Origin of the sequence: Kluyvera georgiana (assembly GCF_050990895.1) — a bacterium.
Classification (GTDB): domain Bacteria; phylum Pseudomonadota; class Gammaproteobacteria; order Enterobacterales; family Enterobacteriaceae; genus Kluyvera; species Kluyvera georgiana.
Genome location: NZ_CP158865.1, coordinates 3,311,657 through 3,337,455, shown reverse-complemented (window position 1 = coordinate 3,337,455; position 25,799 = coordinate 3,311,657). Strand labels below are relative to the sequence as shown.

Here is a 25,799-nt window from a genome sequence, read left to right as displayed (position 1 = left end):
GTCAGAGCCCCATCGTCACGCCGATGCAGATCGCCGCGACAATCAGTGCCCGTCGCAGCAAAACAGCGGCAAAAATCAGCTCGTAGCCGTGCGAGACCGGAAATTCCACTCTTCCCTCGCAACCGTGAGGTAGTGGTGGAGGGGCATCAGTATGACTGTTATTTCCGGTGCTTCGCTTCTTCGTTTCCCGGTTTTTCCAGTTCTCAGTCAGATAACTCCCCGGGCTGGCGTAAGGAAACAGTGCACGATCAAGGTGGTAGCCGAGAATGGCGGCGATGGAAACCAGCGACAGCTTGTACAGCGTGACACCGAGCTGTTCGGGGGAAATGAACGCGATAGCGGCCAGCAGCGCAACGGCGAGGATGATCCAGTTGCGCAGCCGCTGGTGACGGACCTTGTGAAATAGTGACATGGTGACTCCTGTAATCTGAATGAGGGCAGAATAAACAGGAGTCAGTTTGTGCTATGAGCGGGGGCAGTGTAGTTTGCCCCCGGGCAGAAAAGACAACGGTCTGTGGGTACTATTTAGACTTTATTATCAGGGGATTCAGGGAGATTAGCCTTTATGAGATACGGAGATAGGCAGAGTCATGCCATCGCCTTAACACAGAGTTTTTGTTAATACATTGCTGTGCCCACGGGCAGACGACTTCTCGTCCCCAAAATTTCAATATCCCATAGCCAAGAAAGAGCGGCCTGCAGGATGCGTCAACATCCTGCAGGCCAGTAACACACAGCATGTACCTGTGAGTCACATCATGGCTCAGTCCGTCTCGCGAGACAGATTAAGCCTACTGCATTTTCATTCAATGAAAAAGGCTTACAGAATATGAAATCTCAGTTTTTGCCAGTATTACCCTGGATGGGTGGGAAACGTCGTCTGGCCAGACACATTCTTCCGTTATTTCCGTCACACACCTGCTACGTGGAGCCGTTCTGCGGCGCAGCAGCGCTGTACTTCATGAAAGAGCCCAGCAAGGTTGAGGTCATCAATGATATTCACGGCGAGCTGATCAATCTCTACCGGGTGATCAAGCATCACCTTGATGAGTTTGTCCGGCAGTTCAGATGGGCGCTGGTCAGTCGCCAGATATACCGCTGGATGAAGGATACCCCGGAAGAAACACTGACCGACATTCAACGAGCGGCCCGCTTCTTCTACCTGCAGAAACAGGCTTTTGGCGGCAAAGTGGCCGATCACACCTTTGGCACCACAACTACCAGTGCACCACGCCTTAACCTGCTGCGCATCGAAGAAGAACTGTCGCTGGCTCACCTGCGACTTTCCAGAACCACCATTGAGCACCTTGACTGGGCTACCTGCATTAAGCGGTACGACAGGCCACATACGCTTTTTTACTGTGATCCGCCGTACCTGAAAACGGAGGGATATGGCGTCGAATTCAGGCTGGAGCAATACGAGCACATGGCGGAACTCGCACGAACCATCAGCGGGAAAATGGTTATATCGGTGAACGATATCGAGGAAATGAGGGAAACCTTTGCCGGGCTGCGGATTCAGACAGTCGATATCCGCTACAACCTGCAGACAACGGGTAAAGCTGAACTCAAGCGAGAGCTAATTATCTGCAATTTCTGATTAGTTTGACTAAAAGGCCACCATATATAAGTGGTGGCCTATCAATTGAAGGCGATCTCGTTATCGGAACAGTTGCACTATTGACAACCTGAAACAGATTAAAATATATGAAACTCACTTATCTCCCCAGAATCATTGTTCACAACACAACGAACACTATGCAAATCCATCTCATGTGGTGTTGATGTCGGTACAAAGAATTCATTATCGCCATACCACTCAAGAATTGTATCACCACCAACGGATTGGGCTTCAACCACTGGCACATCTCCTTTAATTTCTATTGAGGAAAGTATCTTATCTCTGCAAAGCTCGAAGGGCGTCTTCCAGCTAACACCAGAATATGTAGGTTTACGCTCATTGGTGATACAAAGTTTGTTCCAGTATCGTTCTTCAAAAAGCGTTTGCGGGTGGGTTGTTTTGTTCGAATCCTTTGTAGCCCGACGAGACTGGTTGTCGTCACCTTCAACAACGAAACTCAAGGGGGTAAAAGTTGATTTTTGGGGGCCAGTGAACACCTTGACGACAAAACGTTGTTCACCGCTGTAAGCGCCGAAGAGGTTCTTGCCATTCACGAAACCACAAATATTTTGAACATAAGGATCAGCAGAATCAGTAACTGTCTGTACGTCACGAAACTTTGCAGAGTCTGGGTCACGCATTTGTTGCGCCAAGTAATTAGTTCCGGCTTTTTGAGCATTGTCACAACCGGAGAGAATCAAGGTCGAAACAATAATTAAAAGAAGGAGAAAAAATCTATTTCCCATAAAAAAACCATATTGAATTCGAACGTTATCCATGTTCCATGCCCTTAACTGAAAGATTAGCCTGACTTTTTCATGAGACCGATCTGTTGCGCAACTTCAGCGGCAGTAGCCTCAATGATTTTTTTGCCAGCTTCATCTGTATTCTCGTAATTATCAAGCAAAGCCGACTGACGTTTAGTTAGTGAAGATTCTGTCGTAACTGTTGGTAGCGACGCATTCCTCATACCTGTAACTATGTACAAAACATCTATCCCCAGAGCAGACAGTGCAGATAACTGCACTGCATTTGGTGATGTCCTTCCCTTTTCCCAATCAATCAACGTTCTCTTTGCTATTTCAATAGCATCCGCCAACCCTTGCTGTGTAAGGGCTAATCGCTCTCTTTCTTCTTTAATACGCAAACCGATCATGTGAGTTTTTCTGCACTTTAAAATTGACTGGTGAGGTTCTCTGCACCATAATCTAACACACATAAGGCAAACATCATTGCATCAATAAAGGGGACAACGATGACTGCAGAACAAGTCAAATCACTCTTTCGCCAGCGGGGGATCACTTTCACCCAGTGGGCTGAAGAGCATGGCTACTCCCGGAATGAGGTCTACCGGGTACTTAATGGCCAGACCAAAGCCAATTACGGTAAATCGCACGAGATCGCCGTCAAGCTGGGGCTCAAACCCGGCAACGTTGCAGCCTGAAGAGCCTGCAATAAGTGTAACAGTGTTTCATATATAGAAAAGAGGTATGTGACATGAGCAAGGTAATCACATCCACATCCGGTGGCCGTATTCTGCGGGTTCTCAAAGCGCTCAAAGGCTCTTCACTCAGTGGCCGTTCCAACAGCGAACTGGCGAAAGCACTGGATGAGTCTCCGGCCAATATCAACCGCGCCCTCAATACCCTGATAGACGAAGGGCTTGCCCAGAAGCTCGATAACGGCAGGTTTGCACTTAGTGTGCAGGTTCTGCAGATCGCTGTTGCCCATAGTAATGAAATTGCCCGCGCTCAGGGGCGTATTGATGAACTGAATCAGCGCATTATCGCTGGCAGTCGCTAATTAAGGATAAGCAAGAATGGCCCGAACTAAGCAACAAACCACTGAACTGGCACCTGATGCAACCCTCAGCCCTGAACTGGAAGCCACCCAGAATCTGATGGCCACTGTTAGCAGCCAGATGAATGACGAACGAGACCTGCTAAACCAGCTACTGGGTCAGGCTCAGATGGCTGATGCGTTTGAGCAATTTTCCCGAACGGTTCGGACTTCTAAACTGGCTTTTGTTAAGGAAAACAAGCTATACCGCAACCTCAAAGGCAAGAAGACACCGAACGGTTCGGAGTTTTCGGGCACATGGGATGAGTTCTGCAGTGTGCTCGGAATATCTGCGGATAAAGCCGATTTGGATATTGCCAATCTTACCGCCTTCGGCGAAGAAGCACTGGAATCCATGTCCCGCATGGGCATCGGCTACCGCGAACTGCGCCAGTTCCGCCGCCTGCCGGAAGACCAGAAAAGCGCCCTGATTGAGGTTGCCAAAGAAGGCGACAAAACCGCACTGCTTGAACTGGCTGAAGAGATGATCGCCAAACATGCCCGCGAGAAGGAAGAGCTGAAGACCGACCTTGAAATCAGTCGCCAGATGCTGGCCGAGAAAAAAGAAGAACTCGGCACGATGCGCAATGAAAAAGAGGAGCTTAAATCCCGCCTGGTTCGCCGCACCACCACGGAAACCCCGGACGAAGAAGGCGTGGCGCTTGAGACAGAGGTCACCGGCTTTAAAAGCGGGGTTCTCAGCGCGTTCTTTGACCTTAAAAGCGGTTTCAACGCCCTGACCGAGCACACCGAACGCACCGGCATCAACCATACCGGCATGATGGCGGGCCTGCTCGATGACCTTCAGGCGCAGTTCGAAGAGCTGCGTCAGGAATTCAGCCTGCCGGAAGCCCGTGAGACCAGCGTGATACCGGACTGGGTAAAAGAAGCACAGCAAGAGGATGAAAATAATGGATAAAACCACCGCTGTTATTGCCTCAGCAGAGGCGCAGGGCACTTTGCTGCGCCGCTAAGGGGGATGCAATGAATCCAGTTTTGACTCAACGCCTTGTTGCCATCGCCGAAGCAGCCAGTGCTGCCGGGCATGGCAATAAAGAAGCTGTGTATCAGGCCGCCTGCGAGGAATTGTGTATGTCACGTGCCACATTGCTCAAAAAACTGAATGCCGTCCGCCTGCAGAAGCCGAGAAAACAGCGCTCTGACGCAGGTGATTCCGCGCTGACCCGCGAGGAGGCGATGACCATTTCCGGCACCCTGATGGAAACCATTCGCGGGACGGGCAAACGTACCCTCAGCGTGGAAAAAGCCATCAACAGCCTGCGTGATAACGGTCTGATCGTCAGTGGCAGGCTTGATGAGACCACCGGTGAGATTGTGCCGCTGTCGGCCAGCGCCATTATCCGTGCCCTGCGCCAGTACCGGCTGCACCCTGACCAGTTGCGGGCACCAGCTCCGGCAGTGCAGTTGGCCAGCCGCCACCCGAACCACGTCTGGCAACTGGATGCGTCCATCTGCGTGCTTTATTACCTCAAGAACCCGGCCAAAGGGGTTAAAGGTGATACCGGACTGCGCATTATGGATGAGAAAGAGTTCAACAAGAACAAACCCGCCAACGTGGCCAAAGTCGTCAATGACCGCGTCTGGTCTTTTGAAGGAACCGACCACACCACCGGGTGGATCTACCTGGAGTACCGGTTCGGTGGCGAAACCACCGAAAACTTCACCTCGGTGCTTATCAATATGATGCAGGAACGCGGCGGCGCTGACGTGCTGCACGGGGTGCCGAAGGTGCTGTTCACCGACCCCGGCGCAGCCCTGAAGTCCCCCACGATGGGCAACCTGTGCCAGGCGCTGGGTATCAGGCTGATTGCGCACAAAGCCCGCAACGCCCGGGCCACCGGCTCGGTGGAAAAGGCCCGTGACATTCTCGAACGGGATTTCGAACATGGCCTGCGCTTCTGCCGGGTGGAGAGCATCGACGAACTGAACCGCCTGGCGCGTCTGTGGCGGATGAAGTTCAACCGCACGGCCATTCACAGCCGTTACGGCATGGCCCGCACGGATAAATGGTTGCTGATCACCGAAGAGCAGTTGGTCAAGGCCCCCTCTGTTGAGGTCTGCCGGGAAGCCGCGGTGTCAGCGCCGGTCAGCTGTAAGGTGGACAGCTTTGTGCGGGTACGTTTCCGGGGGCGGCAGTACGACGTTTCCGCTGTGCCGGGTGTCTGCGTGAATGACCGCGTGATGGTAGCCCGCAACCTCTACCGTGACGATCAGGCTCAGGTCGTGATGACCGGCGAGAACGGGCTGAAGTCGTTCTTCCTGGTTGACGAGGTGCAGAAAGACGAACACGGCTTTGCTGTTGATGCCCCGGTTATCGGTGAGAGCTTTAAACCGCTGCCCCAGACCGTTGCCCAGCAGCATCTTGATGAAGTTGAGCAGCTCGTCTTTGGCACGGCCAGTAAAGAAGAAACCGAGGCCGCGAGAAAAGGCAAAGCCCTGCCGTTCGGGGGACGTTTCAACCCATATCTCGATATTGAACGCGACGATCACCCGACCTACCTGCCAAAACGCGGCCAGGAAAGTCAGGTTCGTGGCCCGCGCATCGAGCAGCGTCCGTTATCCCATGTTGAGGCGGCCAAATTACTGCGTGAGCGTCTGACGGCAACTGGCCATAACTGGTTCCCGGAACACTACGCGCAGCTGGTCAGTCGCTTTCCGGAAGGCGTTCCGGCAGAAGATATTGACACCATCGCGCAGGAACTGGCCGGGAACAAAGCGCCACGGCTCAGCATCGTTAACGGCCATTAACGGGAGGCCCCCATGCTGGTACTGAAAGACCTGATGAAACAGCACGGTATTGAACAGACGGAAGTCGCTGCAGCTGCAGCTGTTTCGCAGCCCGCCGTTTCACAGCTGATTAACCACGGCATCTGGCCGAAGCGTCGCCCTGAAGAAGTGCGGCAGAAGATTATGACATTCCTGGCATCACGCGGGCTCGGGGAGGAATTATCCCGGGCGTTTGATGAGGTACTGACGGCGGAACCCGCCAGTACCTCCGTCCCGCAACAGGCAAATAACGAAGAGGACGAAAATATGTTACTGGCAAAACAGGTATTAAATCCAGTCACCAAAAAGCAATTCGGCATTTTCCGTGACCCGTTCGCGGATGACGCCATGCAGAGTTCAGAGGACGTGTTCACCACGCCGGATATTCGCTACGTTCGCGAGGCACTGTATCAGACAGCCCGTTTTGGCGGTTTTATGGCGGTTATCGGGGAATCCGGCGCGGGGAAAAGCACGCTGCGCCGCGACCTGATTGAGCGTATTCACCGCGAAAATGCGCCGGTCATCGTCATTGAGCCCTACATCATCGCGATGGAAGACAACGACAATAAAGGGAAGACCCTGAAAGCGGCCAGCATCGCCGAAGCCATCATTAACACCATTGCGCCGCTGGAGAACGTCAAACGCAGTCAGGAAGCCCGCTTTCGCCAGTTACACCGCGTGCTGAAGGACTCCAGCAACGCCGGTTACAGCCACGTTCTGGTGATTGAGGAGGCACATTCACTGCCGCTGCCCACGCTGAAGCACCTGAAGCGCTTCTTTGAACTTGAGCATGGCTTTAAAAAACTGCTGTCCATCGTGCTGATTGGCCAGCCCGAACTGGCGATGAAACTGTCTGAACGCAACCAGGAAGTCCGTGAGGTGGTTCAGCGCTGCGAAGTAGTTGAACTGCTACCACTGGATACAGAGCTGGAGCGCTTTCTGAAGTTCAAATTCGAACGTGCCGGAAAACCAATAACTGATGTGCTGGATAACACCGCTGTCGACGCCATCCGTGCCCGCCTCAGTAACAATATCGGCGGTCGCAGAGGGGTAGTCAGCCTGTTATATCCTCTGGCGGTCAGCAATCTGGTGATTGCAGCCATGAATATGGCGGCGCAGCTCGGTGTTCCGGTTGTTAATGCCGACGTTATTAAGGCGGTTTAAATGAAAACAATACCGAACGTTAATAAACAGCTGGCTGATTTGATGAATGCCATTGCGGCACTCAATGCAATGAATACGCCTGTCACCAGCATCATGATTTATTCAGGAAAGCCGGTTATTCGTGTTTCCCGCGACAGTCCGTGTGTCAGTCACTTCAGGGGGAAAAAGTCAGGTTATACCATGACCGGCATTGACCATCAGGGGCGTTACCGTCAGGGGGAAGTTGAGATGTATGGTTGCAGGGTTATCTGGTCAGAATCATTACTTCACTGAAGGAAAATAAATATGGCAATAAAAATTGAGATTTATATCGCACTGACTCCCAGAGGGGGTATTTATTGCAAAATGCAGGGCGCAAACACTAATGATGCATGCGAACGTGAATTATCCATACTGGAATCATTGAAACCTTGTGTTGAGGAGTCTGTTCTCAGCGAGCTTAAAAATAGCGGTTATCGGGTAGAAGAGGATTTTTTAATGCCCGGCGGAAAATCACATTAAACATTGAGGTCATATTATGACAACGATTAATCAAGATGAATATATGAAAGACCGTAAAGGTCGGCTGGTACCAATAAGTCAGATTTCTGATTACGATCTGGCGATGGACAGCTTTGTCCGGGAACAGGTTGCTGCTGCAAAACTTAAGCGCGATGAACTCAGCGAGTTTAAACGTCGTGCCTTTGATGAATGCTATGCCTGGCTTGACCTTGTGGCAGAAAAATACGGCAGAACGCGCGGCGGCGCAAAGGGTAATGTGACATTCAGCAGCTTTGACGGTGGCGAGCAAATCACTATACGCGTACAGGAAACGCTGACTTTCGGTCCGGAGTTGCAGATTGCTAAAGACCTGTTTGATGAATGCGTCACTGAATGGTCGAAAGATGCCAATGTTAACCTGCGGGCTATTGTGAGCGATGCTTTCCAGGTTGATAAAGAGGGACAGCTTAACACCGGGCGTATTCTCTCCCTGCGAAGGGTAAAAATTCAGGATGAGCGCTGGATTAAGGCAATGGATGCGATATCGGAATCGCTGCAGGTGGCCATGTCCAAAACCTATATTAATTTCCGGGAGAAAGATAAGTCCGGGAAGCTGGTTAATATACCGTTAGATATAGCTGCTATTTAATTTATTTCTGCATCTCTTTTTAATCCGGCGTCAGTGCCGTGGGATTCTGCACGCCGGATTTAGCAATAGGACTAATTATGCTGACATTAGCCGGTTTTATTTTACTGGTATCAGCCTGCGGAACAGATGCCTGTGACGCACTGCCTGTTACTGAAGATATCTATCTGAATAAGCAGTCCTGCGAGCTGGTCGCAGACGTCATTCATGAGCGCTCACCGGGCGCTTTATTGATTTGTGGGGAAGTCTGGCGGGAGGAATAATAAATGTCTCTGTTATGCAAACGTTGCGACAACCCGGTCGATGATCTGGATTTTGAGCAAGCGACCATTATGGAAAGTTTTGATGGTACGTGGTGTATCGACCTGATTCTGAAATGCCCTCACTGCGGACTTTCCTATAACGCTTTTGTCCCCACCGCTGAATTACAACCTCTGACTGGTGATGAAAATGACAAATGAAACTGAAAAGTATCTGGCTAAAATCAAAAAACTCCTGAATCTGGCCCGTCGCAGTTCGAATTCTCATGAAGCGGCCACTGCGCTCAATCAGGCGCAGGCATTGATGCGTAAACACAAGCTGAGCCAGAATGATATCGATCTGATGGATATCACCAGCAAGGCCAGTAAAGGTGCGCCATCCCATGCACAAAACATCCCTCGTTATATGACGTTTCTGGGCCAGTTAATTTGCCGTGCTATGGGTGTTAACTGCTATTACTCTTTCCGCCGCAACTATATGAACGGCCAGAAGCAAAACACCGTCATTTTTTATGGTCCGGATGAGCGCCCGGAAATTGCCGCTTATGCCTTTGATGTGCTTTCCCGCCAGATGGTCAAAGCCCGCCGTACATTTATTAGCTCTCTGCGTAAGAATATTAAGCCTTCCACTAAAACAGCCCGCGCTGACCAGTTCTGCGAAGGGTGGACTGAAGGCGCGCATCAGGCGATAGAGCCATTTATAGTGACTGAAACCGAAGAAACATTGATGGCGAATTTTCTGGCGAAGATGAAGAAAGAGCAGGAATTATCCGATCTGAAACCCCGTGAAGCTAAAAAATGCCGGGGTGATCAGGATGCAGCGGAAGCGGGATTTAATGAGGGATTAAAAGCGCGTTTGAATCAAGGCGTATCCGGTAAAGATTTGGCCCTTTCTCTGGAGTACAAGTCATGAAACTAACTGTCGGGAATATTCTTTTATTGTGCTTGCTGGGCTGCATCGTCATATGGGTTGCAGTCGGGTTTATCGGTTATTACACCGTTATCGCTACCCTGGATTATTTTAATAAACCGTAAGAGGCTTACATATATGAATAAAAAACTTATAGCTGAAGCCTCCCGCTTTCAGTCATCGCAAGAGCGAAAAGGGTTCTGGTGGTTAATTCTGGGGACTGTAGTTGCTGCTTTAATTGTTTTATTCATTTTTAATTTATTTTGATGGAGATAAAATGATTATTGGCGCACTGATTTTAACCATTATCGGCCTTTTACTCGCTATCATGGCTGGGTCTTTATCGGCAAATAATCTAAGCCCTGTACCAGCCATGCTGGGAGTCATCGGTTCAGTTATTGTTATTGTGGCACTTGCCCTGGCTCATGGTCCAGGCAAGGTCCATGCCCCGGATTCGCCCCTTGTTACTCAGGAGGCAGGTAAATGACCCGTTCCCAGCTGATTAAAATCATCCATGTGGCAAAGCGTGAACTGCGCATGGATGAAGATACTTACCGCCAGTTGCTGAATACCTACGCTGGCATTGAATCCACGCGAGAAATGAATATCGGGCAACTGAACCAGATCCTCGATGCGATGAAAAAAATCGGGTTTAAGGTCCGGACTCAGAAGAAAGAAAAGCTCACGGCCACCGACGATCAGTCGAAGAAAATCCGGGCACTGTGGCTGGAAATGGCTGACGAAGGTTTTATTCACGACCGCACCGAACGGGCAATCAACGTCTATGTGCATCGCATTACGGGCGTCAGCCGCCTTGACTGGCTCAATACATCGGCAGCAAGCCGTGTGATTGAGACACTGAAGCAGTGGCAGACTCGCGAACGCAAGGCTCTGGAAGAACTGCAGGGCGCAAAGTGATTTCTGGAGGTCACCATGACAACACCAATGGAGCATAAGCGGCATAAACTGCTGTCTGAAGTTGCCGACCACGTTACTGAGACCGGCGTTGATTACGGTTTATCATCCGAACAGGCTGAACAATTGGGGCTGGCTGTGGCAGATTTTCTGGCATCTCACTTTGGCGGGCAAAACTTCACCTTTCCTCGTGACTACGCATATAAGCTGTCTCTGCGTGATATGCAGATTTATGAAGAGTTCCGGGGGAATAACTGGGCTGAGTTAAGTACGAAATACGGCATTACTGAACGGGGGCTACGGAAACTGATTCACCGTGTACACAAACAAGTGATGGCTCACCGCCAACCACAGCTGTTTTCCTTTGGTGATAACGAGTAAAATAATGGGCAGATGAAGAAATTTCTCTGCCCGATTTCTTTTTCACTGTATGTAATAGTTTTACAGTAACAATCCCAATAAATCCCCGGGACAGCCACAGAATCCCACAATTATCTCGCTTATCCCTGTTCATTTATCTCACTTCTAATCATAAGGCAGTCATTGCGATTCATGGCGGAGCAGGGGCAATAAGTCGCCAGCAGATGTCAGCGGAAAAAGAGCGCGAATATGTCACCGCGTTGTCCAGCATTGTGGAGCATGCGCAGCAGATGCTGGAATCCGGTGCCAGCGCGCTGGATACGGTGACCGAAGCGGTTCGCCTGCTGGAGGAGTGCCCGCTGTTTAACGCCGGGATCGGCTCGGTGTTTACCGCCGATGAAACGCATGAACTTGACGCCTGCGTGATGGACGGCAATTCGCTGCAGGCGGGGGCCGTCGCTGGAGTAAAGCGCCTGCGTAACCCGGTGCTGGCGGCCAGGCTGGTGCTGGAAAATAGCCCGCACGTGATGTTGATTGGCGAAGGGGCAGAGGCTTTTGCGCAGACGCAGGGCGTCGAGCTGGTCGAGAATTCGCTGTTCTCCACCGACGCGCGTTTTCAACAGCTTATTGAGGCGCGCAGCAACGGTGAGTTTATTCTCGACCACGACGCGCCGCTTGATGAACGGCAGAAGATGGGCACCGTCGGCGCGGTGGCATTAGATCTCAACGGCAATCTTGCCGCGGCGACGTCTACCGGCGGCATGACCAACAAGCTGCCAGGGCGGGTGGGCGATAGCCCACTGGTCGGCGCGGGATGCTATGCCAACAACGCCAGCGTAGCCGTCTCCTGTACCGGCACCGGCGAGGTGTTTATCCGCACGCTGGCGGCTTACGATATCGCCGCATTAATGGAATACGGCAATCTCAGCCTGCTGGAAGCCTGCGAACGCGTAGTGATGGAAAAACTGCCCGCGCTGGGCGGCAGCGGTGGGCTGATTGCCATCGATCGTGAGGGCAACGTCGTGCTGCCGTTTAACAGTGAAGGGATGTATCGCGCCTGGGCCTATGCCGGGGATACGCCTACGATTGGCATTTATCGCGAATAGATAGAAGGAGTCACCGTGCCGCATTCCGACGAGCTTGATGTCACGCAGGTGCTGAGCATTCAGAACCTGAACGTCGCGTTTCGCCAGGACAAGCAGTCCGTGCGCGCCGTGCATCAGCTCTCTTTTCACCTGAACCGAGGAGAGACGCTGGCGATTGTCGGCGAGTCCGGTTCGGGCAAGTCCGTGACGGCGCTGGCGCTGATGCGGCTGCTGGAACAGTCCAACAGCCAGATGCAGTGCGAGCAAATGCTGCTGCGGCGGCGCAACCGCGAAGTGATCGAACTGCAGGAACAAACGCCCGCCCAGATGCGTAGCGTGCGCGGTGCCGACATTGCGATGATTTTTCAGGAGCCGATGACTTCGCTTAACCCGGTGTTTACCATCGGTGAGCAGATTGCCGAGTCCATCCGCCTGCATCAGGGGCTGGGCCGCGAAGAGGCGCTGATTGAGGCGAAAAAAACGCTCGATAAAGTGCGCATTCCTGAGGCGCAGACCATGCTGTCGCGCTACCCGCATCAGCTCTCTGGCGGCATGCGTCAGCGGGTGATGATCGCGATGGCGCTGTCATGTCGTCCGGCGGTGCTGATTGCCGATGAGCCGACAACCGCGCTGGACGTCACGATTCAGGCGCAGATTCTCCAGCTTATCAACGTGCTGCAGCAAGAGATGTCGATGGGGGTGATTTTTATCACCCACGATATGGGCGTCGTCGCGGAAATCGCCGACCGGGTGCTGGTGATGCATCAGGGAGAGGTGGTGGAGACCGGTACCGTTGAGGCTATTTTTAATGCGCCGCAGCATCCGTATACCCGCCGTCTGCTGGCGGCGGTTCCCCGACTGGGGGCGATGCGTGGCAGCGATTTTCCGCGTAGCTTTCCGGAGCTCAACGCGCCGGAGATTGAGCCTCAGCAGCAAAAAACAGTGGTGGAGGGTAAGCCGATTCTTCAGGTGCGTAACCTGGTGGCGCGCTTTCCGCTGCGCGGCGGCGTGCTTAACCGTGTGACCCGTGAAGTGCATGCGGTGGAAAATGTCAGCTTTGACCTGTGGGGCGGTGAAACGTTGGCGCTGGTGGGTGAATCTGGCTGCGGCAAATCCACGACGGGACGAGCGCTGCTGCGGCTAGTGGAATCGCAGAAGGGCACGATTACCTTCAACGGCGAGCGTATCGATCTGCTCTCCGCTCACCAGCTTCAGCCGCTGCGCCGCGATATTCAGATAATCTTCCAGGACCCTTACGCCTCCCTCGATCCGCGCCATACGGTTGGCTTTTCGATCATGGAGCCGCTGCGCGTGCACGGCGTACTGCAAGGCGAAGCGCTCCAGCAGCGGGTTGAGTGGCTTTTGCAGCGCGTCGGATTAGAGCCGGAACATGCCTGGCGGTATCCGCACGAGTTTTCCGGCGGCCAGCGCCAGCGTATCTGTATCGCGCGCGCACTGGCCCTACAGCCGAAGGTGGTGATTGCCGATGAGTCGGTATCGGCGCTCGATGTTTCCATTCGCGCGCAGATTATCAACCTGCTGCTGTCGCTGCAGCGGGAGATGGGCATCGCCTTTCTGTTTATTTCCCATGATATGGCGGTGGTGGAGCGCATCAGCCATCGCGTGGCGGTGATGTACCGCGGGCGGATTGTGGAGATTGGCCCGCGGCGCGCTATTTTTGAGAATCCGCAGCATCCTTATACCCGCAAGCTGCTGGCCGCCGTGCCGGTGGCCGACCCGACGCACAAACGTCCGCAGCGCGTGCTGCTGTCTGACGAGCTGCCGGGCAATATCTACAGACGGGGCGAAGAGGTAGAACCGATCGGTTTGCAACAGGTGGCACCGGGGCACTATGTGGCCCGCGAACCGGCAAGCAGTGCGCTGATAAATCGATAATAAAACGACAGGCAGGGGACAATATGACACAACGCGTTTCACGTAAATGGCTGGTTGCACTGGGGGTGGCTTCAGCGCTGGCCTCCGCTTCCTCGTTCGCGGCAAAAGATGTGGTGGTGGCGGTAGGCTCCAACTTCACCACCCTCGACCCGTACGACGCTAACGACACGCTATCACAGGCGGTGGCGAAATCCTTCTATCAGGGGCTGTTCGGCCTGGATAAAGAGATGAAGCTGAAGAACGTGCTGGCGGAAAGCTACACGGTATCGGATGACGGCAAGGTCTATACCGTCAAGCTGCGCCAGGGCGTCAAATTCCAGGACGGCACCGATTTCAACGCCGAAGCGGTGAAGGTCAACCTCGATCGCGCCAGCAATCCAGAAAGCCACCTCAAGCGCTATAACCTGTACAAGAACATTGATAAGACCGAAGTCGTCGACCCGCAGACGGTGAAAATCACCCTCAAGCAGCCGTTCTCGGCGTTTATCAATATTCTCGCCCACCCGGCGACGGCGATGATCTCGCCAGCGGCGCTGAAAAAATACGGCAACGAGATTGGCTTCCATCCGGTAGGGACCGGACCGTATCAGCTGGATACCTGGAACCAGACCGACTTCGTGAAGGTCAGCAAGTTTGCCAATTATTGGCAAAAAGGGCTGCCGAAGCTGGACTCCATCACCTGGCGTCCGGTGGTCGACAACAATACCCGCGCGGCGATGCTGCAAACCGGTGAAGCGCAGTTTGCTTTCCCGATCCCTTACGAGCAGGCGGCGCTGCTGGCGAAAAATAGCCAGCTTGAGCTGGTGGCCAGCCCGTCAATCATGCAGCGCTATATCAGCATGAACGTGACGCAAAAACCGTTCGATAACCCGAAGGTCCGTGAGGCCATCAACTATGCGATTAACCGCCAGGCGCTGGTGAAGGTGGCCTTTGCGGGTTACGCGACACCGGCTACCGGCGTCGTGCCGCCGTCGATTGCCTACGCAACCCAGTATCAACCGTGGCCGTACGACCCGGCAAAAGCGCGTGAGCTGCTGAAAGAGGCGGGTTACCCGAACGGCTTTAACACCACGCTGTGGTCATCGCACAACCACAGCACCGCGCAGAAGGTGCTGCAATTTACCCAGCAACAGCTGGCGCAGGTGGGCATTAAGGCGCAGGTGACCGCGATGGACGCCGGGCAGCGTGCGGCGGAAGTGGAAGGCAAGGGGCAGAAAGAGAGCTGCGTGAGAATGTTCTACACCGGCTGGTCGGCCTCGACGGGGGAAGCCGACTGGGCGCTGTCGCCGCTGTTTGCCTCCTCAAACTGGCCGCCAACGCAGTTCAACACCGCGTTCTACGGCAATCCGCAGGTGGATAAAGATCTCAGCGCAGCGCTGCAAAGCACCGACAGTAACGAAAAAGCGCGGCTGTATAAGGACGTTCAGGATACTATCTGGAAAGAGTCGCCGTGGGTGCCGCTGGTGGTAGAGAAACTGGTATCAGCGCACAGCAAGTCGTTGACCGGATTCTATATTATGCCGGATACCGGGTTTAGCTTTGACGACGCGGATTTGAAGTAAGCGACGTTTCCCTGCCTCATGAAGGGGCAGGGAGTCATCGGCAAGGAGAGTCATGCTCAACTATGTGATTAAACGCCTGCTCGGCCTGATCCCCACGCTGTTTATCGTGGCGGTGCTGGTGTTTTTGTTCGTCCACATGCTGCCCGGCGACCCGGCCCGGCTGATTGCTGGCCCGGAAGCGGACGCGCAGGTGATTGCCATGGTGCGCCAGCAGCTGGGTTTGGATCAACCGCTGTACGTGCAGTTCTGGCATTACATTAGCCATGCCGTGCAGGGCGATTTTGGCACGTCGATGGTTTCCCGCCGTCCGGTATCGGAAGAGATTGCCAGCCGCTTTTTCCCCACGCTGTGGCTGACGCTCGCCAGCATGGGCTGGGCGGTGCTGTTTGGCATGGGCGCGGGCATTGCCGCCGCCGTCTGGCGCAACCGCTGGCCGGATCGTCTGGGCATGGCGCTGGCCGTGACCGGCATTTCGTTCCCGGCCTTTGCCCTCGGGATGCTGCTGATGCAGATTTTCTCCGTTGAGCTGGGCTGGCTGCCGACCGTGGGCGCCGACAGCTGGCGACACTATATTTTACCCTCATTGACGCTGGGCGCCGCCGTTGCCTCGGTGATGGCTCGCTTTACCCGCGCCTCATTTGTTGACGTGCTGAACGAGGACTACATGCGTACCGCGCGTGCCAAAGGCGTCAGCGAAAAGGTGGTGGTGCTCAAACACGGGCTGCGTAACGCGATGATCCCGGTGGTCACCATGATGGGGTTGCAGTTTGGCTTCCTGCTCGGTGGCTCGATCGTGGTCGAAAAGGTGTTTAACTGGCCGGGGCTAGGACGCCTGCTGGTCGATTCGGTGGAAATGCGCGACTACCCGGTGATTCAGGCCGAGGTGCTGCTGTTTTCGCTGGAGTTTATTCTTATCAACTTAGTGGTGGACGTGCTGTACGCCGCCATTAACCCGGCTATCAGGTATAAATAACGTGCGATTATTCAACTGGCGTCGACAGGCTGTTCTTAGCGCCATGCCGGTGATGCAGGCAGCGTCGCAGCGCACGCCGTGGCGGGAGTTCTGGCGGCGCTTTCGTCAGCAGCCGGTGGCGATGGCTTCGGGCATTTTTGTGCTGCTGCTGATTGTGGTGGCGGTGGCCGCACCGTGGATTGCGCCGTTCGATGCGGAAAACTATTTTGACTACGACAGGCTAAACGACGGGCCGTCGCTGATTCACTGGTTTGGCGTGGATTCGCTGGGGCGTGATATTTTCAGTCGCGTGCTGGTTGGCGCGCAGATCTCGCTCACCGCAGGCGTCTTCGCGGTGCTGATCGGTTCGCTTATCGGTACCGTGCTGGGGCTGGTGGCGGGCTACTATGAAGGCTGGTGGGATCGCATCATCATGCGCATCTGCGACGTGCTGTTCGCCTTTCCCGGCATTCTGCTGGCCATCGCCGTGGTGGCGATTATGGGCAGCGGCATGACCAACGTGATAATCGCCGTGGCGATTTTCTCCGTCCCGGCGTTCGCCCGTCTGGTGCGCGGCAATACCCTGGTGCTCAAGCAACAGACCTTTATCGAGTCGGCGCGCAGCATTGGCGCCAGCGACAGGACGATCATTTTCCAGCATATTCTGCCGGGGACGGTATCGTCGATTGTGGTCTATTTCACCATGCGTATTGGCGTATCGATTATCTCTGCCGCCAGCCTGTCGTTCCTCGGCCTGGGGGCACAACCGCCAACGCCGGAATGGGGCGCTATGCTCAATGAGGCGCGTGCTGATATGGTGATTGCGCCACACGTCGCGGTCTTCCCGGCGCTGGCCATTTTCCTGACGGTGCTGGCGTTTAACCTGCTGGGCGATGGGCTGCGCGATGCGCTGGATCCAAAGTTGAAAGGGTAATGAGGCGGCTATGTGCGGTGATTTTGCCTGATGGCGCGATGCTTATCCGGCCTACGCTTTAAATACAGTCGTAGGCCGGATAAGGCGAAGCCGCCATCCGGCAATGTGCGATGTTACCGGAGATTAAACCCGGCTACCCCACAGGTCATACTCGTCGGCGTTTTCCACCTTCACGCGTACCACGTCACCCGGTTTCACCTTCGTTTCACCGTTCAGGTAAACCGCGCCGTCGATTTCCGGGGCATCGGCCATGCTGCGGCCAATCGCGCCTTCTTCGTCCACTTCATCGATCATGACCAGAATTTCACGGCCGACTTTCTCCTGCAGACGTTCAGCGGAGATTTGCTGTTGCAGCTGCATGAAGCGGTTCCAGCGATCTTCCTTCACGTCGTCCGGCACCTGGTCCGGCAGATCGTTCGCGGAGGCACCATCAATCGGGCTGTACTGGAAACAGCCGACGCGGTCGAGGCGGGCTTCTTTCAGGAAGTCGAGCAGCATCTGGAAATCTTCTTCCGTTTCACCCGGGAAACCGACGATAAAGGTTGAGCGCAGAGTCAGGTCCGGGCAGATTTCACGCCATTGTTTAATCCGTGCAAGCTGACGGTCTACCGAACCTGGGCGCTTCATCAGCTTCAGAATGCGCGGGCTGGCATGCTGTAGCGGGATATCGAGATACGGCAGAATTTTACCTTCCGCCATCAGTGGGATCACGTTGTCAACGTGCGGATACGGATACACATAGTGCAGGCGCACCCACACGCCGAGTTTTGCCAGCTGTTCACACAGGCTTTCCATGCTGGTTTTCACCGGCTCGCCGTTGTGGAAACCGGTACGGTGCTTCACGTCCACCCCGTAGGCTGAGGTGTCCTGAGAGATCACCAGCAGCTCTTTCACGCCAGCGTCGACCAGACGTTTCGCTTCCGCCAGCACTTCGCCAATCGGACGGCTGACCAGATCGCCGCGCATCGACGGAATGATGCAGAACGCGCAGCGGTGGTTACAGCCTTCGGAAATTTTCAGATAGGCGTAATGGCGCGGCGTCAGCTTAACGCCCTGTTCCGGCACCAGGCTCAGGAACGGGTTGTGCTGCGGTTTTGGCGCGTAGTGGTGCACGTGCTCCAGAACCTGCTCGTAGCTGTGCGGGCCGGTGATTTCCAGCACCTTCGGGTGTACTTCGCGAATTTGATCTTCTTTGGCACCCAGGCAGCCGGTCACAATGACCTTGCCGTTTTCTTGTAGCGCTTCACCGATCGCTTCCAGAGACTCCTGGACGGCGCTGTCGATAAAGCCGCAGGTATTGACGATGACCATATCGGCGCCCTCATAAGTGGGTACCACCTCATAACCTTCGGTGCGCAGCTCGGTAAGGATGCGTTCGGAGTCGACCAGGTTTTTCGGACAGCCTAAAGATACAAAACCAATTTTGCTCATTTTATGTACGAATCATTGCTCAGGAAAACGCGGAGTATACATCATGCCCCAACGCTACAGCTATATCCGATAGTCATCTAAGCGGCAGAGTTAGGGAACAACTGAATCAAGGCTGTTAACAGCCGCAAAAACGTATGTCGCCAAACATATCTAGAGATGGTTGACTCAAGTAATTTGCACCGAACGGTACAGAGTACGGAAATGGCAAAACCCAATTTTTCAGAGAGAAAAAGTAATCAGTTAACTGCATGGTAGCTATCGCGTACAAAATCTCATTTACACCCCTTTCCTTTTGAGTAGGTTTGTTGATGGTTGGAACGGGATATGCTACCTACAGTAAAGTTATTACCCCAACTGCCGATAATATCCGTGTATGTCACAATGATAATCATGGATGCTTATATGAAAACCAGTACCAAACTAATCTGGGGCTTTGCAATAGTCGCAACATATTTCCATTTCAAAGATGGAACGCCCACAAAGGCCGTTGCAGAAACCGAATCAGTGAAACTAACAGATCAAGAAACACAGGATGCAAAGGATTTTGCACAAGCACTAATCCAGCGTGATTACACTTGTAATGAGGTAACAGCATTTAGTAATGCTAACTTCTCTGGGTATGTGGAGATTGGTTGTGATGATCGTCAGATGTTCAAAGTAAGTAAAAATTCATCCGGTAGATGGATAGTAGAACCGCAGTAATCCTAAAAAAGCCCTGTGGATTTTTCCTGTAGGGCTTTTGTGTTACTATCTACAGTACCTGTAGATGGAAAATGAATAGTAGAATGAAAATTACTGTAGAAAATATCGCTGAAATGTTCGAAGGAACGAAAGAACTATTAATTGGTGGTTTAATAACGGCAATCACTGGTGCACTTATTATTGTTAAAATTAGTGAGGTAGTACCCGCTAAAATTCCTTTAATGATAATTGCAATATTTCTTTTTACCGTTGTACCGGGTTTCTTTGCAATGTTGTTTTCACCATTAACTAAGTTAACTGCAAAGATATTCGATATCAAAAGCAGTACAGTAATATGCCGTATATTCTCAGGAATATACTTTATACTTTATTGGTTTATACCATTAATAATAGTCAACGCGATTATCTCAAGTATCATGCATCTTGGTAGTGGTGATGGTGGATTGAAAGCATGTTTTGCAATAGGGTGCTTTATCATTGCCGTGGTGCAGACCAGGAGATTCTATACGCTCCTTACTAAGTAACTCTCCATAGCTCACAATCACGTGAGCTTTTTTACGTCCTCAATACTCGCACGATCGCTTACTTACATTATCCCCTCGGTACACTTGTAATCGCACCTGATGGCTCTCAGAGCGGTTATTAACCCACACGCTCATAGAAGACTTCACGATATCAGAAGAAGGATTCTGTGAATTTGATTTAGGGAAATATGAAACTTTCTACCTTCTAAAACACTCCAGAAATCACGCTAAGAGGTGCAAAGGGGGGATGCGATAATAGTATTAGTTAGTGTAAGATAAGGATATACAGAGTCTTGGAGGACGTTAAAGTGCTAGAACTCATTATAAAACCGCTGGCATCCATTAAACGCTATATTTTTAATGAAGTTACGACCTCTATTGGAATGTGGTTAATTGGGGTCGTCTTTGTTTTTTTTACTATATTAGCTCTGCTGTATGTAATCTTCTCTAAAGAAATTGATGCTTCTTTTGTATCTGCTGTTATGGATTCAATTATAGCGGGAACCGCGATATTAGCTGTGTTTGGTGCTAAGAATTATCTAGCACAATTTACTGCTCAGGAAGGATTCAAGATAGCTATATCATTAGTTAATGATGATCTGATGACTCTAGATAGACATCATGTAGTGTTAAATAATTACCTTAAACTTTACGACCATATTCATGAAGTTGATGGTAAGACTATAAGTAAAAGTATGGCGCCGAAACTAACAGAACTACAGAAGGAACTGACAAGTTCGAGAACTGAATTATATACGCTATATAACCGAATACTTGAGAAAAAACGTAAGCTAGATACTTATGGTATCGCTGTTCAAAACAGTAAAAATAAATTTTATATTGATATGATTTCTAATTTGACAATGTTCCTGGGTGAATGCCAAACACTTGAATCTAAAACTCAGGTGATGACTGGAGCTATTGAATATCTTTATAAGGAAAGTGAAAATACAATATTTAGCAACAAGCTTGATGTTTCCAGATATAATTTTAATGACGAGATTTCAGACCACCGTAAGGATATAAATCTCCTTTGGATGTCGATTATCAACAACTATACTAAATTCAGAGAGGAAGGGGGCAGCAGTATTACTAAACTCTTTAAAGTTAACGGGTGAAGTAGTGGCTAAACGACGGTGACGATTTACTACACACCGCTTGTATTATAAGAGCCAGACTTCGAACTTATAGTAATGTATTTTTGTAATGGGTACTGTCTGCCTGTGAAGGGAATTTCCCCTGGAACCTGGAAAACGATACGCCAATAATCCGCTTCGTGAGCACGAATGCAGGCCAGAAAAAGCGCCTGCATTCTGCCTTCACCTCGGCAGCGTATTACTCTTTTTTCACCACATCGCCCCGGATGAGGAAAGGAACGGAATCACGCAGCGATGGATTGACGGTACCACTGTGGTCAAGCCCTTCATAAACATGCACTTCTGCCTGTGTGCCGGCGGCTTTAACGGCCTCGGCGAAACGCATCTGCATGGCGGTAGGAACGTTGATATCCGCGCTGCCAATACCGATAAACACCGGGTGCTGAAGGCGCATTGTCGGGTACAGCATGGTGTTGATCCCGTTGCTTAACAAGGTTTCGATAGCCGGTTTGAGCGTATTGCCGGCGTTCAGACCCGCCTGCATCGTTTTTTGCGTCAGCGGCGTGATACAGAGATTTTTCGCCTGTTCCAACAGCGGCAGCGCGCCGTTCTGGAAATAATCTTCAGGCTTCAACGAGGGATCGGCATCTGCCGCGGCGAGGTAGATATAGAAGATATACGGAATCTTAGGATCTCCGGCGTTCTGATTATCCCCTTTTGCCGGTGGCAGGATATCAGCAGCGGTGGTTCCGATCGCAAAATACGGTGTACCGGTTAATACGGTGGCGCGGATATTCAGTTCCGGGGCGTACTGGGGCTGGAATCCTGCGCTGGAAAATGCCGCGTGAGCCCCTTGCGATTGGCCCACCAGAGTCAGTTCATTTTTCAGCGGGAACTGGCGTAGCGCGGCGCGAACGCCATCCAGTATGCTCCATGCTTCGCCACGAGCATTAAGATAGTGGTGTACGCCTTCCGAACCCAGACCGGCATAGTCAGGCGCCACAATGGCGTAGCCCAGCGAAAGCCAGGTATTAAGGTACTGTTTATCGCGTGCCGTACGTTCATTGAGCGACGGTGCGCATTGACCGGCTACGCCGACGGTGCCGTGCGCCCAGACCACGACGGGCCATCCGCCTTCCGGCGCTTTCCCTTTTGGAATAAACACCGCGGCGGAATCAACGCGCGGCGAGCGCCCGTCAACGCCACTACGGGAAGGGTAATGTATCAGATACTGCTGGGCGGCTTCGCTAAGCCCATGGTCGGCGGCCAGAGTGGCCGTATTTTCATGCTCTTTGGCCTGCGTCGGCGCAGCAAGCACGGGGGAGGCGCTTGCGGATAACAGCATTAATGCACAGGCCGTTACCCGGACTCTTTCCTGAAATAACATACACAACATCCTTTTTTCATCTGAATAGTCACAGTGTAGTCGGCGACGCGTTAACGTGGCGTCAATGACCTTGTGATGTGGGGCAGGGCGCTTGAGGTCCTTTTCCCGCTCCGACGATGTTTAAGGTTGGCTCATTGTTAAAAATGTTGCAAATGATGAATTGTTGATATCGCGCAGCATTTTGTACGTTAAGTAATCTCATAATGAGAATGCCAATGGGTGGCAAGGGAGGTAAATGCATGACGGAAAGCAAACTGAAACGCAAGCTGGTGGGGCGGCTCATCAACGCGCGAATTGACCTTGATGCCTATTTGCAGCTGAGGAAGGCAAAGGGGTATATGTCAGTCGGTGAAAACGATCATCTGCGTACTAACCTGCTTGAACTGTGCGGCGAGCTGCGTGATAACGCGGTCGCGCTTAAGCGCTGTACATCACTGAACGAATTGGAAATGATGCGGCAGGCGGGCGAGGCAATGGCCTCTGCAGCGGTTTGCCTGATGAGCGGGCGCTATGATTGCCCCTCTTATATTGCGGTTAACGTAGAAACGCTCGATCGCTGCCTGGCGGCGTTGACGAAAAGTATTCGTAAGCTGGACGCAGGGTCTCCCGTGGTGGAAACCTGAAACCAGGGGGACATTCGTCCCCCTGTCACTGTTACCCTACCTGGGTGGAACCCTTTGGCTGTGCTGCGATGGGGTTATCAGCCCGCGAATCCCGGAGTGTGAAGACGGAGAGCAGCGTAAAGCAGCCGGCAATCGCGCCGAGAATGAGATACGTGTCGGCAAAACCAATCGTGTCATACAGATAACCCGCAATGGGGGAGTAGATAGCGGTAGCGATAGAGGCGACAAACAGTACCAGCAGGTAGACCGTTGAGAGCAGCTTGTTATCGAAATTGGCAGAGATAAATTTAAACACCGATACCAGAATGAGCGGTTTTTCAATGGCGTGCAGCATTTTCACCGCCGCAATCCACACCGGCCCGAGCTGAACGGCGGATCCCGCAATACGGACCGACATAATCGTACCCGCAATAATTAACGCCCATTTAGCGCCCGTTCGGTTAACAAACCACGGCATCAGGCACAGGAACAGCGTCTCTCCGCATACCTGAATGGATGCCAGTATGCCGTACCAGTGATTGCCTTCTTCTTTCGTGGGGAACTGCATTGAGAAGTACTGGGCGAACTGTTGATCGTAGGTGTCGTAAATCTGCGTGACGAACAGCGTAAAGATCAGCAGCATCCAGAATTGACCATTCTTCGCCAGCTCCAGCGCGTGAACCGCCTTGAGTGAATTTGTTTTTTGGATCTCCGCGTCGGTCAGCTCGATTTTGGTCATCATAAAGCAGATTGCCGCCACCACAATCGCGCAGCTTGCCAACCAGAAGGAGAGGTTTGGCAGCGTATCGATATATTTGCCTACGATCCACGCTGCGGCTGCCCAGCCGAGCGATCCCCACATTCTTACCCGACCGTATTCGAAGCCATAACGACGGGAAATTTTGTCGATGTAGGAGTCAATAACGCCGCAGCCTGAGTTAAAGATAATACCGAGGTAAACCCCGCCAAGCACAGCGCCAAGCCAGAAGCTATGCGTCAGCAATGGCGCGTAAACATAGATAAAGAATGGGCCAACGGGCAGCAGTAGGGCGACAATAATCCAGATAAGCTGTTTTTTCAGGCCAAACTTATCGGAAATAAAGCCAAAGAACGGCTGCATCAGTAGCGCGATAAAGGCGTTAATCGAATAGAGCAGCCCGGTTTGCGTCGCGCTGATGCCGAGATGCTGTGTCGTCCAGATGACAAAGAATGCCATGGTTGACGACCAGGCAAACAGATACAGAAAATCGAAAATGCTGAGCAGAATATAATTACGTTTGCCGGGTAGTAGCATCGCCCCATCCTCATCAAATATCAGATAACTCACCTGGCACGTGGCGACGCCATCATGCCCACTGGTTATTGTTTTGGTATGTCTCGTTATTAAAATGTCATACGTTAACAATTTGCGTTTTAATCTGACATCCAATCGCTATAGGTGAGCAATCCCTATAGCGATTAATTGTGATTCTATTCACAGATGTAGAGGGGGTTTCGCTGTGATTAGCGATGGCGATCACTTAATCATTTTTGAGAGCGTATGACTTTTTACGGTTTTTCTGCGAGCTGGTCTGCCAGCGCACGGAGTTTTTCGGCGATATCCTGTAGGTTGGTTTCCGATGTATGCAGCGGACCGGCAGAGCGACGTACGACCAGGCGGCTGGGTAAGATGGTTGAAGCGCGCGTCGCCAGCGGCGATTCAGACGATTGCAGAAGCTGCTGCACCGCCATTTTTCCTTGTAAATCAAAATCGATCGCCACGGTTGTTAACGCGGGCTCAAAAAAGGCGCTCTCGTAAGTATCGTCATAGCCAATCAGCGAAATATCCTGCGGGATTTTGCGTTTTTGCTGATGTAGCGCGCTGAGCGCACCTAACGCCATTTGGTCATTGGCAATCAGCAGCGCCGTTACCTGTGGGGTTTCTCGGAGCATCTGCAGCGTTGCCAGATAGCCGCTTTGCGCATCCCATTGCCCGTGGTGTATCGCCAGGGGGCTGATTTGATATGAGGCCAGCGTATCGCGCCAGGTATTCAGGCGAAGACGGGCGGGCACGGATTCTTCCGGCCCCGAGAGCAGGCAGAACTGGCGGTGGCCCAGCTCGTAGAGATATTTGACGCTGGCCCGTGCGCCCTCCGCAGGGTTAAAGGTGACGTTGAACACGGAACTGTAGGGGTCAACATCAAGAAACAGACATTGCACCTCCGGATTCTCGTCGACCAGACTTTCCGCTACCGGGGTTTCCAGCGGCGCGTTGATGATGATGCGTTCGACGCGTTGGGATTTCAGATCGTTAATCGCGTGCTGAATCGCGCCGTCACTGGCGTCATCAATCATTGAAATCAACACCTGATAGCCTTGCTCACCCGCGTATTTTTTTACCGCGGCGGCAATCTGCGAGGGGGCATGCAGCGCAAGTGATGTTGTCACTAGCCCCAAGGTTTTGCTCTCTTTGCCCACGAGCTGCTGGGCCATGCGATTCGGGACGTATTTCAGCTCCGCGATCGCCAGTTCAATTTTCTTGCGTGTTTTGGCCGATACGTTAGCCGAATTATTCAGGACGCGGGAGACGGTCTGATAAGAGACATCGGCGTGACGCGCCACATCCGCGAGAGTTGCTGCTTTGGTTTTCATACTCGCCCCATCAA

Annotated in this window: 31 protein-coding genes; 24 read left to right on the top strand and 7 right to left on the bottom strand. The window is 52.4% G+C overall.

From position 1 onward, the window contains the following. Position 1: 1 nt before the first annotated feature. Positions 2-412 carry a putative holin gene (locus tag ABTW00_RS15910; protein WP_151224932.1) on the bottom strand — a complete coding sequence of 137 codons (411 nt, stop codon included), beginning with the start codon at positions 410-412 and terminating at the stop codon, positions 2-4. Between the two features lie 417 nt (positions 413-829). Here ABTW00_RS15910 and ABTW00_RS15905 point away from each other — a divergent pair, with 417 nt between their 5' ends. Further along, positions 830-1,600 carry a DNA adenine methylase gene (locus ABTW00_RS15905; protein ID WP_151224931.1) on the top strand — a complete coding sequence of 257 codons (771 nt, stop codon included), beginning with the start codon at positions 830-832 and terminating at the stop codon, positions 1,598-1,600. A gap of 98 nt (positions 1,601-1,698) precedes the next feature. On the opposite strand, the gene ABTW00_RS15900 is transcribed toward ABTW00_RS15905, so the two are convergent. Both ABTW00_RS15900 and ABTW00_RS15895 read right to left on the bottom strand, forming a co-directional pair. After that, on the bottom strand, positions 1,699-2,400 hold the full coding sequence (locus tag ABTW00_RS15900) for a hypothetical protein (protein WP_064392215.1): 702 nt from the start codon (positions 2,398-2,400) through the stop codon (positions 1,699-1,701). 23 nt (positions 2,401-2,423) lie between these two features. After that, positions 2,424-2,777, bottom strand: coding sequence for a helix-turn-helix domain-containing protein (locus tag ABTW00_RS15895; RefSeq protein ID WP_040223803.1), 354 nt, complete (start codon positions 2,775-2,777; stop codon positions 2,424-2,426). Positions 2,778-2,876: 99 nt separating this feature from the next. Here ABTW00_RS15895 and ABTW00_RS15890 point away from each other — a divergent pair, with 99 nt between their 5' ends. From ABTW00_RS15890 to gsiD, 19 genes are all read left to right on the top strand, one after another. After that, positions 2,877-3,065: a DNA-binding protein gene (locus tag ABTW00_RS15890; RefSeq protein ID WP_016808596.1), complete on the top strand. Its 189-nt coding sequence runs from the start codon at positions 2,877-2,879 to the stop codon at positions 3,063-3,065. 53 nt (positions 3,066-3,118) lie between these two features. Beyond that, the gene (locus ABTW00_RS15885; RefSeq protein WP_040223801.1) at positions 3,119-3,424 is read left to right on the top strand and encodes a helix-turn-helix domain-containing protein; all 306 of its coding nucleotides are present in this window, start codon (positions 3,119-3,121) and stop codon (positions 3,422-3,424) included. Positions 3,425-3,440: 16 nt separating this feature from the next. Continuing rightward, complete coding sequence (locus ABTW00_RS15880) at positions 3,441-4,379, top strand: hypothetical protein (RefSeq protein ID WP_064392212.1); 939 nt, start codon at positions 3,441-3,443, stop codon at positions 4,377-4,379. Between the two features lie 65 nt (positions 4,380-4,444). Further along, positions 4,445-6,229: a DDE-type integrase/transposase/recombinase gene (locus tag ABTW00_RS15875; RefSeq protein ID WP_151224929.1), complete on the top strand. Its 1,785-nt coding sequence runs from the start codon at positions 4,445-4,447 to the stop codon at positions 6,227-6,229. A gap of 12 nt (positions 6,230-6,241) precedes the next feature. After that, on the top strand, positions 6,242-7,411 hold the full coding sequence (locus tag ABTW00_RS15870) for an ExeA family protein (protein WP_064349309.1): 1,170 nt from the start codon (positions 6,242-6,244) through the stop codon (positions 7,409-7,411). Then, the gene (locus ABTW00_RS15865; protein WP_032742827.1) at positions 7,412-7,684 is read left to right on the top strand and encodes a hypothetical protein; all 273 of its coding nucleotides are present in this window, start codon (positions 7,412-7,414) and stop codon (positions 7,682-7,684) included. 12 nt (positions 7,685-7,696) lie between these two features. After that, entirely contained in the window at positions 7,697-7,912 is a 216-nt protein-coding gene (locus ABTW00_RS15860; protein ID WP_151224928.1) for a hypothetical protein, read from the top strand. A gap of 16 nt (positions 7,913-7,928) precedes the next feature. Beyond that, positions 7,929-8,540: a DUF3164 family protein gene (locus ABTW00_RS15855; RefSeq protein ID WP_101836659.1), complete on the top strand. Its 612-nt coding sequence runs from the start codon at positions 7,929-7,931 to the stop codon at positions 8,538-8,540. Between the two features lie 77 nt (positions 8,541-8,617). Continuing rightward, the gene (locus ABTW00_RS15850) at positions 8,618-8,800 is read left to right on the top strand and encodes a hypothetical protein (protein WP_151224927.1); all 183 of its coding nucleotides are present in this window, start codon (positions 8,618-8,620) and stop codon (positions 8,798-8,800) included. Between the two features lie 3 nt (positions 8,801-8,803). Next, positions 8,804-8,998, top strand: a complete 195-nt coding sequence (locus tag ABTW00_RS15845; RefSeq protein WP_032742822.1) for a hypothetical protein — start codon at positions 8,804-8,806, stop codon at positions 8,996-8,998. Beyond that, on the top strand, positions 8,988-9,710 hold the full coding sequence (locus tag ABTW00_RS15840; RefSeq protein ID WP_414438261.1) for a DUF2786 domain-containing protein: 723 nt from the start codon (positions 8,988-8,990) through the stop codon (positions 9,708-9,710). Before ABTW00_RS15845 ends, ABTW00_RS15840 begins: the two co-directional genes overlap by 11 nt. A 274-nt stretch (positions 9,711-9,984) precedes the next feature. Beyond that, positions 9,985-10,194, top strand: a complete 210-nt coding sequence (locus ABTW00_RS15835; protein ID WP_151224926.1) for a hypothetical protein — start codon at positions 9,985-9,987, stop codon at positions 10,192-10,194. Further along, positions 10,191-10,625 (top strand): gp16 family protein, encoded by a 435-nt coding sequence (locus ABTW00_RS15830; RefSeq protein WP_016808609.1) that lies wholly within the window; start codon positions 10,191-10,193, stop codon positions 10,623-10,625. Before ABTW00_RS15835 ends, ABTW00_RS15830 begins: the two co-directional genes overlap by 4 nt. Before the next feature lie 15 nt (positions 10,626-10,640). After that, the gene (locus ABTW00_RS15825; RefSeq protein ID WP_025712890.1) at positions 10,641-11,003 is read left to right on the top strand and encodes a Mor transcription activator family protein; all 363 of its coding nucleotides are present in this window, start codon (positions 10,641-10,643) and stop codon (positions 11,001-11,003) included. A 203-nt stretch (positions 11,004-11,206) separates the two neighbouring features. Then, positions 11,207-12,088, top strand: coding sequence for a beta-aspartyl-peptidase (iaaA, locus tag ABTW00_RS15820; protein WP_433636311.1), 882 nt, complete (start codon positions 11,207-11,209; stop codon positions 12,086-12,088). A 15-nt stretch (positions 12,089-12,103) separates the two neighbouring features. Continuing rightward, positions 12,104-13,963, top strand: a complete 1,860-nt coding sequence (gene gsiA / locus ABTW00_RS15815; RefSeq protein WP_433636310.1) for a glutathione ABC transporter ATP-binding protein GsiA — start codon at positions 12,104-12,106, stop codon at positions 13,961-13,963. Positions 13,964-13,986: 23 nt separating this feature from the next. Continuing rightward, positions 13,987-15,525, top strand: coding sequence for a glutathione ABC transporter substrate-binding protein GsiB (gsiB, locus tag ABTW00_RS15810; protein WP_433636309.1), 1,539 nt, complete (start codon positions 13,987-13,989; stop codon positions 15,523-15,525). Positions 15,526-15,577: 52 nt separating this feature from the next. After that, positions 15,578-16,498, top strand: a complete 921-nt coding sequence (gsiC, locus tag ABTW00_RS15805) for a glutathione ABC transporter permease GsiC (RefSeq protein WP_064548521.1) — start codon at positions 15,578-15,580, stop codon at positions 16,496-16,498. Between the two features lies 1 nt (position 16,499). Further along, a complete protein-coding gene (gene gsiD, locus ABTW00_RS15800) occupies positions 16,500-17,411 on the top strand; it encodes a glutathione ABC transporter permease GsiD (RefSeq protein ID WP_433636308.1) in 912 nt (303 codons plus the stop codon). Positions 17,412-17,534: 123 nt separating this feature from the next. Here gsiD and rimO read toward each other — a convergent pair whose 3' ends face one another. Continuing rightward, positions 17,535-18,842: a 30S ribosomal protein S12 methylthiotransferase RimO gene (rimO, locus tag ABTW00_RS15795; RefSeq protein ID WP_433636307.1), complete on the bottom strand. Its 1,308-nt coding sequence runs from the start codon at positions 18,840-18,842 to the stop codon at positions 17,535-17,537. A 402-nt stretch (positions 18,843-19,244) separates the two neighbouring features. On the opposite strand from rimO, the gene ABTW00_RS15790 reads away from it, so the two are divergent. The 3 genes from ABTW00_RS15790 to ABTW00_RS15780 all read left to right on the top strand — a co-directional run bounded on the left by ABTW00_RS15790 (position 19,245) and on the right by ABTW00_RS15780 (position 21,186). Continuing rightward, positions 19,245-19,544: a hypothetical protein gene (locus tag ABTW00_RS15790; RefSeq protein ID WP_433636306.1), complete on the top strand. Its 300-nt coding sequence runs from the start codon at positions 19,245-19,247 to the stop codon at positions 19,542-19,544. 83 nt (positions 19,545-19,627) lie between these two features. Continuing rightward, entirely contained in the window at positions 19,628-20,068 is a 441-nt protein-coding gene (locus ABTW00_RS15785; protein WP_433636305.1) for a hypothetical protein, read from the top strand. 308 nt (positions 20,069-20,376) lie between these two features. After that, positions 20,377-21,186, top strand: a complete 810-nt coding sequence (locus tag ABTW00_RS15780; protein ID WP_433636304.1) for a hypothetical protein — start codon at positions 20,377-20,379, stop codon at positions 21,184-21,186. A 217-nt stretch (positions 21,187-21,403) separates the two neighbouring features. Here ABTW00_RS15780 and ABTW00_RS15775 read toward each other — a convergent pair whose 3' ends face one another. Next, positions 21,404-22,552 (bottom strand): lipase family protein, encoded by a 1,149-nt coding sequence (locus ABTW00_RS15775; RefSeq protein ID WP_433636303.1) that lies wholly within the window; start codon positions 22,550-22,552, stop codon positions 21,404-21,406. A gap of 239 nt (positions 22,553-22,791) precedes the next feature. Between ABTW00_RS15775 and ABTW00_RS15770 the strand changes: the two genes are divergently transcribed. Then, positions 22,792-23,175 carry a biofilm formation regulator BssR gene (locus ABTW00_RS15770; RefSeq protein ID WP_433636302.1) on the top strand — a complete coding sequence of 128 codons (384 nt, stop codon included), beginning with the start codon at positions 22,792-22,794 and terminating at the stop codon, positions 23,173-23,175. A 31-nt stretch (positions 23,176-23,206) separates the two neighbouring features. Here the strand turns inward: ABTW00_RS15770 and ABTW00_RS15765 are convergent, their stop codons facing one another. Next, positions 23,207-24,448: an oligosaccharide MFS transporter gene (locus ABTW00_RS15765; RefSeq protein ID WP_433636301.1), complete on the bottom strand. Its 1,242-nt coding sequence runs from the start codon at positions 24,446-24,448 to the stop codon at positions 23,207-23,209. Positions 24,449-24,702: 254 nt separating this feature from the next. Further along, positions 24,703-25,785 (bottom strand): LacI family DNA-binding transcriptional regulator, encoded by a 1,083-nt coding sequence (locus tag ABTW00_RS15760; RefSeq protein WP_433636300.1) that lies wholly within the window; start codon positions 25,783-25,785, stop codon positions 24,703-24,705. Between the last annotated feature and the right edge of the window lie 14 nt (positions 25,786-25,799).

Excerpts from the sequence above, each read along its gene's own strand:
- ABTW00_RS15770 (WP_433636302.1), top strand. The coding sequence starts at position 22,792 with ATGACGGAAAGCAAACTGAAACGCAAGCTGGTGGGGCGGCTCATCAAC.
- ABTW00_RS15875 (WP_151224929.1), top strand. The coding sequence starts at position 4,445 with ATGAATCCAGTTTTGACTCAACGCCTTGTTGCCATCGCCGAAGCAGCC.
- ABTW00_RS15885 (WP_040223801.1), top strand. The coding sequence starts at position 3,119 with ATGAGCAAGGTAATCACATCCACATCCGGTGGCCGTATTCTGCGGGTT.
- ABTW00_RS15910 (WP_151224932.1), bottom strand. The coding sequence starts at position 412 with ATGTCACTATTTCACAAGGTCCGTCACCAGCGGCTGCGCAACTGGATC.
- gsiB (WP_433636309.1), top strand. The coding sequence starts at position 13,987 with ATGACACAACGCGTTTCACGTAAATGGCTGGTTGCACTGGGGGTGGCT.
- ABTW00_RS15775 (WP_433636303.1), bottom strand. The coding sequence starts at position 22,552 with ATGTTATTTCAGGAAAGAGTCCGGGTAACGGCCTGTGCATTAATGCTG.
- ABTW00_RS15900 (WP_064392215.1), bottom strand. The coding sequence starts at position 2,400 with ATGGATAACGTTCGAATTCAATATGGTTTTTTTATGGGAAATAGATTT.
- ABTW00_RS15890 (WP_016808596.1), top strand. The coding sequence starts at position 2,877 with ATGACTGCAGAACAAGTCAAATCACTCTTTCGCCAGCGGGGGATCACT.
- ABTW00_RS15825 (WP_025712890.1), top strand. The coding sequence starts at position 10,641 with ATGACAACACCAATGGAGCATAAGCGGCATAAACTGCTGTCTGAAGTT.
- rimO (WP_433636307.1), bottom strand. The coding sequence starts at position 18,842 with ATGAGCAAAATTGGTTTTGTATCTTTAGGCTGTCCGAAAAACCTGGTC.
- ABTW00_RS15760 (WP_433636300.1), bottom strand. The coding sequence starts at position 25,785 with ATGAAAACCAAAGCAGCAACTCTCGCGGATGTGGCGCGTCACGCCGAT.
- ABTW00_RS15830 (WP_016808609.1), top strand. The coding sequence starts at position 10,191 with ATGACCCGTTCCCAGCTGATTAAAATCATCCATGTGGCAAAGCGTGAA.
- ABTW00_RS15835 (WP_151224926.1), top strand. The coding sequence starts at position 9,985 with ATGATTATTGGCGCACTGATTTTAACCATTATCGGCCTTTTACTCGCT.
- ABTW00_RS15785 (WP_433636305.1), top strand. The coding sequence starts at position 19,628 with ATGAAAATTACTGTAGAAAATATCGCTGAAATGTTCGAAGGAACGAAA.
- gsiC (WP_064548521.1), top strand. The coding sequence starts at position 15,578 with ATGCTCAACTATGTGATTAAACGCCTGCTCGGCCTGATCCCCACGCTG.
- iaaA (WP_433636311.1), top strand. The coding sequence starts at position 11,207 with ATGTCAGCGGAAAAAGAGCGCGAATATGTCACCGCGTTGTCCAGCATT.
- ABTW00_RS15765 (WP_433636301.1), bottom strand. The coding sequence starts at position 24,448 with ATGCTACTACCCGGCAAACGTAATTATATTCTGCTCAGCATTTTCGAT.
- ABTW00_RS15850 (WP_151224927.1), top strand. The coding sequence starts at position 8,618 with ATGCTGACATTAGCCGGTTTTATTTTACTGGTATCAGCCTGCGGAACA.
- ABTW00_RS15855 (WP_101836659.1), top strand. The coding sequence starts at position 7,929 with ATGACAACGATTAATCAAGATGAATATATGAAAGACCGTAAAGGTCGG.
- ABTW00_RS15865 (WP_032742827.1), top strand. The coding sequence starts at position 7,412 with ATGAAAACAATACCGAACGTTAATAAACAGCTGGCTGATTTGATGAAT.
- ABTW00_RS15895 (WP_040223803.1), bottom strand. The coding sequence starts at position 2,777 with ATGATCGGTTTGCGTATTAAAGAAGAAAGAGAGCGATTAGCCCTTACA.
- ABTW00_RS15790 (WP_433636306.1), top strand. The coding sequence starts at position 19,245 with ATGAAAACCAGTACCAAACTAATCTGGGGCTTTGCAATAGTCGCAACA.
- ABTW00_RS15845 (WP_032742822.1), top strand. The coding sequence starts at position 8,804 with ATGTCTCTGTTATGCAAACGTTGCGACAACCCGGTCGATGATCTGGAT.
- ABTW00_RS15870 (WP_064349309.1), top strand. The coding sequence starts at position 6,242 with ATGCTGGTACTGAAAGACCTGATGAAACAGCACGGTATTGAACAGACG.
- ABTW00_RS15905 (WP_151224931.1), top strand. The coding sequence starts at position 830 with ATGAAATCTCAGTTTTTGCCAGTATTACCCTGGATGGGTGGGAAACGT.
- ABTW00_RS15880 (WP_064392212.1), top strand. The coding sequence starts at position 3,441 with ATGGCCCGAACTAAGCAACAAACCACTGAACTGGCACCTGATGCAACC.
- ABTW00_RS15840 (WP_414438261.1), top strand. The coding sequence starts at position 8,988 with ATGACAAATGAAACTGAAAAGTATCTGGCTAAAATCAAAAAACTCCTG.
- ABTW00_RS15860 (WP_151224928.1), top strand. The coding sequence starts at position 7,697 with ATGGCAATAAAAATTGAGATTTATATCGCACTGACTCCCAGAGGGGGT.